The organism is uncultured Plantibacter sp., from assembly GCF_963518075.1.
Classification (GTDB): Bacteria; Actinomycetota; Actinomycetes; order Actinomycetales; family Microbacteriaceae; genus Plantibacter; species Plantibacter flavus_A.
In genome coordinates this window covers 1-8,780 of record NZ_CAUQHZ010000030.1, presented here as the reverse complement: position 1 = coordinate 8,780, position 8,780 = coordinate 1, and the positions used below count along the sequence as shown (strand labels likewise).

Here is an 8,780-nt window from a genome sequence, read left to right as displayed (position 1 = left end):
TACAGCCCCGCGACGAGGTTGATGACGGTCGCGAGGATCACGGAGCCGAAGAGGTACGACAGCAGGGTGTGTTTGAGCACCGTGCGGCGCAGCTCACTGGACCGCAGCGTCGTATCGGAGACCTGGTACGTCATGCCGAGGTCGAACGAGAGGTAGGCGAAGTCGCTGTACTGGGGCGCCTCCTCCTGGTTGAAGTCGATGCCGCCCTCCGGAGCAGCGAAGTACATGCGTGCGTACCTGAGGGTGTAGATCGTGTGGATGAGCGCCCACGACATGGCGACGCTCAGCACCGAGAACCCCGCCAGCAGGCCCTGTTCGACGCCGGTCGACGCCCGCGCCTGCAGGATCACGACGCTGAGGGCGACGAGGCTCCCGACGCTCGCCAGCACGATGAGGACCTCGCTCGTCGTCCGTCCAGGTTCCTCCGAGGTCGCATGCTCGCGCGTGCGTGCCGGGTCCATCCGCCAGATACGCGCCCAGAGCGAGACGATGAAGACGACGCACGTGGCTCCCCAGCCGGCCAGGATCGCCCCCGCCCAGAACCAGGTCAGGCCAGTGACCACCCCGACGCCCAAGCCGATGACGGCGGACAGGATCAGGCGGAGTTTCGCGCCGTGCCGCAGGGCGATCGGTCCGGACGTCGATGAGCTCACGAGCTGATCGTGGCACCGTCCGCGGAGTGCGTGACGCAGACTCGCGGCCGACGCCGCACCTCACACCGCTTCGACGAACAACTCCTCCAACTCGGCGAAGACGCCGACGGCGAGGCGCTCGAACTGCGCGGCGCTCAGCCGGATCGTCTCGCCCGGGACGAGGCCGGTGAACGACGCCCCTTCGGCGTACTGCAACACGGTCCCCACCGTGAACACCCGGTCGTGGTCGAGGATCGACGCGACGATGAGTTCGAGCTCGTTGAGGGCCCCGGGACCTTTCCCGAGCACCGAGCGCACCCGGTGGACGAACGGCCGGTCGAGCACAAGGGTGAGGCCGGTGAAGAACTCGGGGTCGACCACGGCCAGCGCTGCCGGGTCCGCGCCGGCCTCGGCCAGCGTCTCGCGTCCGGCGACCAGCGCGGCGATCATCGTCTTCGCCTGGTCGACCTCTCGCTGTTCGAAGGTCTTGCGTCCCAGCATGGGTGTCTCCTCGGCGTCGCGGATCGGGTGCGCTTCACGCTACTCCCCGGCATGCCCGGATCACAGCAGACCTCGCGCGTGCGGTGGTCAGGCCTGCTTCCGCTCGCGACGCGGGACGTGGAGCGACACGACGCCGGCGTCGCGGTTGATGCGACGGGCCTGTGCCCGCCAGATGAGCGCGAAGGCGACGACGAGCACGATCATGGCCGGGACGACGAGCGCCTTGAGCACCGGCATGGCCGGGAACAGCAGCCCCCAGAGCACGGTGTTACCGTCCCACAGGCCGTGCATGACCGCGACGAGCAGGTAGGTCAGGAGCACCCCCACGGTGATCCGGAACCGTCCGTTGCGTGCGGCGGCGAACACCGCGGCGGCGAGCAGCGCCGTCCACAGTGGGTGGCCGACCGGGTCGAAGATCGTCCGGGCGAACGCGGCTCCGGCCGCCTGGAACGCCGGGTGCGTGAGGATGGTCTCGAGGGGTGGTGAGCCGGCGGCGAGCTTCTGCGATGCTTCGACGCCGGCCGCCCATCCCTGTCCGATGTACCAGAGGTTCTCGAGGACGGCGAAGCCGATGCCGACGGCACCGCCGACGAAGAGACCACCTCGGGCGGTCTTCACCGGCAACCGCCATGCCACGATCACGACGGCGATGATCTTCGCCAGTTCCTCGGCGACCCCGGCGAAGAAGAGCCCGATGTCGTGCGGGTTCTCGCCGGCATCGGTCGCGGCGACGCCGATGAGGGAGTCGAAGGTGCTGCCGAGCGTGATGGCGATGAAGCCTCCGATCAGGACCGCCCAGAGGAGCGCCGCGGTCGTGACGCCGTCTCCCGGTTGGAGACGTCGGGCCATGACGAGCAGCAGGGTGGACGCGGCCAGCCCTGAGCCGAGCAGGATCCAGGCGGGGATCACCGCCGGGTTGCCGAGGAGGACGTGCGGCACCAGCAGGAGGAACAGCCAGAGCGCCAGGCCGCCGAAGAAGAACCAGGCGGGGGCGTGTGCGTGACGCCAGAGGGGCGCGGCGGTGCCGCTGGTCTCGGGCGTCGTGATCGGGGCTGCGTGCGACATCGTGTCCTCTCAGGGCGCGCCGACCGGGCCCACCGCGAGGATCACGCTAGTGCGCGGCATCCGTCGGGCACCAGGGGTTTCCTCCCCCACTCGGGGGTCAATGCCAGCGCGGTGCTGTCGCGCGAGCGCAGGGCAGACGCGTGAGCGCACCCCTCCGGAGGGGCGCGCTCACGTCGATAGGCTGCGCTCGGGTCAGCGCACCGCGCTGGCCGTAAGCAGCCGGGCTAGGCCGGGACCACCGCTCGCTCGACCGTGAGGCCGTCGCCGTCGCTCGCGAGCCCGACGTGGACGGTGTCGCCGTCGCGGATCGAGCCGTCGAGGATCGCCCGCGCGAGGCGGTCGTCGATCTCCCGCTGCATGAGTCGACGCAGCGGACGCGCGCCGTACATGGGGTCGTATCCGCGCTCCGCGAGCCACGCACGCGCATCGGGCGTGACCGCGAGGTGCAGCCGACGCTCGCCCAGTCGACGCTGCAGGCGATCGATGTAGAGCTCGACGATCTGGCCGAGCTCCGCTTCGCTGAGCGGCTGGAACACGACGATGTCGTCGAGACGGTTGATGAACTCCGGTTTGAAAGCCTGACGCACGAGCTGCTGGACCGCCTCCTCCTTCTGCTCGAGCGAGAGCGAGGCGTCCATCAGGTACTGCGAGCCGAGGTTGGACGTCAGCACGAGGATGACGTTCCGGAAGTCGACGGTGCGCCCCTGTCCGTCCGTCAACCGGCCGTCGTCGAGCACCTGCAGGAGGATGTCGAACACCTCGGGGTGCGCCTTCTCGACCTCGTCGAGCAGCACGACGGAGTACGGGCGTCGACGGACGGCCTCGGTGAGCTGCCCGCCCTGCTCGTAGCCGACGTACCCCGGAGGTGCACCGACGAGCCGGGAGACCGAGTGCTTCTCGCCGTACTCGGACATGTCGATGCGGACCATGGCCTTCTCGTCGTCGAAGAGGAACTCGGCGAGCGCCTTCGCCAGCTCGGTCTTGCCGACGCCGGTGGGGCCGAGGAACATGAAGGAGCCGGTCGGGCGGTCGGGATCGGAGATGCCGGCCCGGGTGCGCCGGACGGCGTCGGACACGGCGGCGACCGCACGGTACTGCCCGATGAGTCGGCGGGACAGCTCCTGCTCGAGGTGTAGCAGTTTCTCCGTCTCGCCCTGCAACAGGCGACCGACGGGGATGCCGGTCCACGCGGCGATGACGGCGGCGATGTCCTCGGCGGTGACCTGGTCGTTGACCATCCGGGGTTCGCCGTCGGTGTCCTGCTCGGCCGACTCCGCGAGCGCGAGTTCGCGTTCGAGCTGAGGGATGTCGGCGTAGAGCAGCTTGGACGCCTGTTCGAGCTTGCCCTCGCGCTGGGCGCGTTCGGCCTTGCTCCGGGCGGCGTCGAGCTGCTTCTTGAGGTCGCCGACCCGGTTGAGGCTCGCGCGCTCGCGCTCCCAGCGCGCCTGCAGTTCGCCGAGCGCGGCCTGGCGGGTCGCGAGGTCCTCCCGAAGGCGGGCGAGGCGCTCCTTCGAGGCGTCGTCCTTCTCCTTCTTGAGGGCGAGCTCCTCGAGCTTCAGGCGGTCGACACTGCGTCGGAGCTCGTCGATCTCGACGGGAGCCGAGTCGATCTCCATGCGCAGTCGGCTGGCCGCCTCGTCGATGAGGTCGATCGCCTTGTCGGGCAGCTGCCGCGACGTGATGTAGCGGTTGGACAGGGCTGCCGCCGCGACGAGCGCGTTGTCGGCGATGGCGACCTTGTGGTGCGCCTCGTACCGCTCCTTGAGGCCGCGAAGGATGGCCACCGTGTCCTCGACGCTCGGCTCCCCCACGAACACCTGCTGGAAGCGACGCTCCATGGCGGCGTCCTTCTCGATGAACTCGCGGTACTCGTCGAGCGTGGTCGCGCCGATCAGCCGCAGCTCGCCGCGGGCGAGCATGGGCTTCAGCATGTTGGCCGCCGCGACGGACCCCTCGCCGCCGCCGGCACCCATGAGGACGTGGAGCTCGTCGATGAAGGTGATGATCTGTCCGTCGGACTCGTCGATCTCCTTGAGTACGGCCTTGAGGCGTTCCTCGAACTGCCCGCGGTACATGGCGCCGGCCACGAGCGCGGAGAGGTCGAGGGAGATGAGCTGCTTGCCCTTGAGGCTCTCGGCGACGTCGCCCGCGACGATGCGCTGGGCGAGGCCTTCGACGACGGCGGTCTTACCGACGCCGGGCTCGCCGATGAGGACGGGGTTGTTCTTGGTGCGCCGCGTGAGGACCTGGCTCACGCGGCGGATCTCGGCGTCGCGGCCGATGACCGGATCGAGCTTGCCGGAGGCGGCGATCTCGGTCAGGTTGACGCCGTACTGCTCGAGCGCGCTGCGCTGATCCTCTTGCTGAGGCGTCTGGCCTGCTGGCATGGGTACGATCTCCTGTTCAAAACTTGAGTGAATCTGACTCAAGTTTACCACCGCCATTCCCCGCCGACAAGGTGCGATCGGCGGGTGACCTTCAGCGCATCGAAGGGTAGGCTTACCTATCGATGCCTCGCCTCAGTGAACAGACCCCCGACTCGATCTTCATCCTCCTCGCAGCCGTCGTCCGGCGCATCGAGCAGGTGAGCCCGAGCTATCGGCGCTTCACGTTCACGGGCCCCGAGGTCCAGCACATCGCGGACAACCGTCACGACCAGCGCATCAAGCTGCTCTTCCCGCTGCCCGACACCGGTTTCGACGAGCTGCCGATGCACGACGACTGGTACCAGGCCTGGCGGCTGCTGCCCAACGACAAGCGTCACCCGATGCGCACGTACACGATCCGCGAGGTCCGGCCGGAGCTCGCCGAGTTCGACGTCGACATCGCCCTGCACGGCCGCGTCGGCCCCGCGTCCACCTGGGCGATGGACGCGAAGGTCGGCGACGAGCTCGTCGTCAACGTCCCGAACGCCCGGTCGGCCGTCCCGGCCGGCGGCATCGACTGGCATGCGCCGGCCACCGTCGACCAGGTGCTCCTCGCCGGCGACGAGACGGCCCTGCCCGGGATCGCCGGGATCCTCGAGCGCCTGCCGAGCACCGCGCGCGGGATCGCCGTCGTCGAGCTGCCGCACGAGGAGGACATCGCCGCCCTGTCCACGAAGCCCGACGGGATCGAGGTCGTCGTCCTCCCCCGCGGCGACCAGCCCGTGGGCACCCTGCTCATCCCCGAGGTCGAGCGCATCGCGAGTCGCCTCGCGCCGAGCGTCGACACCGCCACGATCGCCACGCAGCCGGCACTCGAGGACGTCGACGTCGACACCGAGCTGCTCTGGGAAGCACCGGTCAACGCGACCGGAGGCCCCGTCCTCGAGAGCGCACCGCTCTACGCATGGCTCGCCGGAGAAGCGTCGGCCATCAAGACGCTCCGCCGACACCTCGTCTCCGGGTGCGGCGTCGACCGCAAGTCGGTCGCGTTCATGGGCTACTGGCGACACGGCAAGGCCGAAGACAACCGATGAGCCGGTGAGCGCCGACCTCGACAGCCTGCGGCTCCCGACCGCGGCCGCCCGCGCACGAGAGGCGTCGACCGGCATCGCCCGATCGACCGCCTCACGCTGGCTCCTCCTCGTCGCAGCGCTCGTCGTACTCGCCACCATCGCCGTCGGCAGCCTCTTCATCGGCTCGGGGACCATCAGCGCGGCAGCGGTGTGGCGCGCTCTCACGCAGGGCGGCGACGACACCAACGCGATCCTCGTCACCGGGTTCCGGGTGCCGCGCATGCTCCTGGCCATCGGCGTCGGAGCGGCGCTCGGTCTCGCCGGAGCGATGATGCAGGCCGTCACGCGGAACCCGCTCGCCGACCCCGGCATCCTCGGCGTCAACGCCGGCGCGTACATCGCGGTCGTGCTCGCCGTCGCCATCGCCGGCACCGCCGACCTGAGCTCGTACGTGTGGTGGTCCTTCGCCGGCGCGGGCCTCGCCTCCGTCATCGTGTACGTGATCGGCTCCCGGGGCCGCGCCGGGGCGACCCCGGTCCGCCTCGTGCTCGCCGGCGTCGCGCTCTCCGCAGCGCTGCAGGGGGTGACCTTCGCCATCACGATCCGCAACCCCGACATCTTCGACAAGATCCGCTTCTGGCAGGCCGGATCGCTGCAGAACCGCCAGATGGACGTGTTCCTCGGGGTGTTGCCGTTCCTCATCGTCGGAGTCGTCCTCGCGCTCGTCGTCTCGCGGTCACTCAACGCCGTCGCCCTCGGAGACGACCTCGCGACCTCGCTCGGCACGAAGGTGCTCCGGACGCGGGTGCTCTCGGTCGTCGCGATCACCCTGTTGTGCGGTTCGGCCACCGCGGCGGCCGGACCGATCGCCTTCCTCGGACTCATGTCGCCCTACCTCGCCCGCGCCATCGTCGGACCGGATCAGCGCTGGGTGCTCCCGTTCACGATGGTGTTCGCGCCGATCATCTTCCTGCTGTCCGACCTCGTCGGGCGGGTCGCCGTCCCCGGCGAGATGCCGGTCGGGATCGTCACGGCGTTCGTGGGTGCCCCGCTCCTCATCGTGCTCATCCGCCGTTCGAAGGCGCAGGGGCTGTGACCGCGGTCGCCGAGCCGGGTCGGCGCACCGTGCGGGTCGGTCGGGTCAGCTGGGTGGTCCACCGGCGCGAGCTGGTCGTCGTCGGCGCCCTGGTCGCCGTCGTCGTCGGGGTCGGCGGCTTCGCGCTCACCCAGGGCGAGTACCGCATCCCGCTCGACAAGCTGCTCGCCGCGTTCACCGGCACGGGCTCGGAGAGCGTCCTCCGCATCGTGTTGGAGTGGCGCCTGCCGCGAGTCGTGATCGCCGTCGTCGGCGGGATCGCGCTCGGGCTCTCCGGTGCGATCTTCCAGTCGATCACCCGGAACCCGCTGGGGAGTCCCGACATCATCGGGTTCAACTCCGGCGCGTTCACCGGCGCGCTCATCGTCACCCTCGTCGTCGGCGGGAACTATGCGGCCACGGTGTCCGGTGCGTTGATCGGCGGGCTCGCGACGGCGCTCGTCGTCTATCTCCTCGCGTGGTCTCGGGGCGTCCAGGGCTTCCGGCTCATCGTGATCGGCATCGCGATCAGTGCTGTCCTCAACGCGTTCAACGACTACCTGCAGCTGCGGGCGGACCTCAACGCCGCCATCGCGGCCGCGAGCTGGGGCATGGGTTCGCTCGCCGACCTCGGGTGGCAGGACGTCGTGCCCATGACGATCGCGGTCGCGGTCCTCGTCCCCCTCCTCGCGCTCCTGTCCCGCCGACTCGGCATGCTGGCGTTCGGCGACGACATCGCGAGCGCCCTCGGCATCCCGGTCGAGCGCACGCGGCTGCTGCTGCTCGTGATCGGCGTCGCGCTCACCGCGACCGTCACCGCGGTCGCCGGCCCGATCATCTTCGTCGCCCTCGCCGCACCCCAACTCGCCCGGCGACTTACGAAGTCCGCCGGCATCACCCTCGTCCCCTCGGCCGCCATGGGCGCGGCGTTGCTCCTCGTGAGTGACGTCGTGGCTCAGCGGATCATCGCCCCGGCCGCCTTGCCGGTCGGTGCGGTGACCGTGACCCTCGGTGGCATCTACCTCATCGCCCTGCTCATCACGCAGGCGGGAAAGCGCTGACATGAAGACCGACAGCCCCACCACCAGACTCGCCGGGACAGGCCTCCGCGTCGGCTACGACCAGCGGACCATCATCCACGAGCTGGACATCGCGATCCCCGACGACTCGTTCACGGTCATCGTCGGGCCGAACGCCTGTGGCAAATCGACGCTCCTGCGTGCCCTCGCCCGGCTGCTGAAGCCGACCCAGGGGCAGGTCGTGCTCGACGGTCAGGAGATCACGCGCTACCCGTCGAAGGAGGTCGCGAAGCGCATCGGGCTGCTGCCGCAGACGTCGATCGCGCCCGACGGCATCTCGGTGATCGACCTCGTGTCGCGCGGCAGGTACCCTCACCAGTCGATCCTCCGACGCTGGTCGGCGGCCGATGAAGCGGCGGTGCTCGCGGCGATGGAGGCGACGAACGTCACCGAGCTGTCCGGTCGCCTCGTCGACGAACTGTCCGGCGGCCAGCGCCAACGGGTGTGGGTGGCGATGGCCCTCGCTCAGGAGACGCCGCTGCTGCTGCTCGACGAGCCGACGACCTTCCTCGACATCACGCATCAGGTGGAGCTGCTCGACCTCTTCACGCGGCTCAACCAGGAGGGTGGCCGCACCCTCGTCGCGGTCCTGCACGATCTCAACCAGGCCGCCCGGTACGCGACGCACCTGATCGCGATGCGCGACGGACACGTGGTCGCGCAGGGTGCGCCGGCGGACATCGTGACGGCCGAGCTCGTCGAGGAGGTCTTCGGGCTCCGCTGCCGGATCATCGACGACCCCGAGTCGCACACGCCGCTCGTCATCCCGCTGATGGGCGCGCACTGACCCGTGGTGGTGGGAGGCGTCAGCGCGGTGCGCTGGCGTGAGCGCGGGTTTGTTGGCGTGGGCGCGCCCCGGTGACGTGAGCGCGGGTCTCCGGAGGGGTGCGCTGACGCCGGTGGGGCGCGCTCACCGTGGTGGGCGGGTGCCGGTGTCAGCAGCCGATGGCGGGTGTGCCGGGTCGGCAGGGTTTGTCGACGCCGATGGT

8 protein-coding genes are annotated in these 8,780 nt (G+C 69.9%); 4 read left to right on the top strand and 4 right to left on the bottom strand.

Annotated elements, in window-relative coordinates; translation table 11 throughout:
• From RWN05_RS17980 to RWN05_RS17965, 4 genes are all read right to left on the bottom strand, one after another.
• Positions 1 to 653: DUF1345 domain-containing protein (locus tag RWN05_RS17980; protein WP_314140597.1), on the bottom strand; the 653-nt coding region annotated here is incomplete at its 3' end.
• A 60-nt stretch (positions 654 to 713) separates the two neighbouring features.
• A complete protein-coding gene (locus tag RWN05_RS17975; protein ID WP_314140596.1) occupies positions 714 to 1,133 on the bottom strand; it encodes a hypothetical protein in 420 nt (139 codons plus the stop codon).
• Between the two features lie 87 nt (positions 1,134 to 1,220).
• Positions 1,221 to 2,198, bottom strand: coding sequence for a PrsW family glutamic-type intramembrane protease (locus RWN05_RS17970; protein ID WP_314140595.1), 978 nt, complete (start codon positions 2,196 to 2,198; stop codon positions 1,221 to 1,223).
• Between the two features lie 224 nt (positions 2,199 to 2,422).
• Positions 2,423 to 4,585, bottom strand: coding sequence for an AAA family ATPase (locus RWN05_RS17965; protein WP_314140594.1), 2,163 nt, complete (start codon positions 4,583 to 4,585; stop codon positions 2,423 to 2,425).
• Between the two features lie 122 nt (positions 4,586 to 4,707).
• Here RWN05_RS17965 and RWN05_RS17960 point away from each other — a divergent pair, with 122 nt between their 5' ends.
• Genes RWN05_RS17960 through RWN05_RS17945 form a run of 4 tightly spaced genes read left to right on the top strand, consistent with a single transcriptional unit; the run spans position 4,708 to position 8,578 of the window.
• Positions 4,708 to 5,658 (top strand): siderophore-interacting protein, encoded by a 951-nt coding sequence (locus tag RWN05_RS17960; RefSeq protein ID WP_285038434.1) that lies wholly within the window; start codon positions 4,708 to 4,710, stop codon positions 5,656 to 5,658.
• A gap of 4 nt (positions 5,659 to 5,662) precedes the next feature.
• Positions 5,663 to 6,733, top strand: coding sequence for an iron chelate uptake ABC transporter family permease subunit (locus RWN05_RS17955; protein ID WP_314140593.1), 1,071 nt, complete (start codon positions 5,663 to 5,665; stop codon positions 6,731 to 6,733).
• Positions 6,730 to 7,773: an iron chelate uptake ABC transporter family permease subunit gene (locus RWN05_RS17950; RefSeq protein ID WP_314140591.1), complete on the top strand. Its 1,044-nt coding sequence runs from the start codon at positions 6,730 to 6,732 to the stop codon at positions 7,771 to 7,773. Before RWN05_RS17955 ends, RWN05_RS17950 begins: the two co-directional genes overlap by 4 nt.
• A 1-nt stretch (position 7,774) precedes the next feature.
• Positions 7,775 to 8,578, top strand: coding sequence for an ABC transporter ATP-binding protein (locus tag RWN05_RS17945; protein ID WP_314140590.1), 804 nt, complete (start codon positions 7,775 to 7,777; stop codon positions 8,576 to 8,578).
• The last annotated feature ends 202 nt before the right edge of the window (positions 8,579 to 8,780 follow it).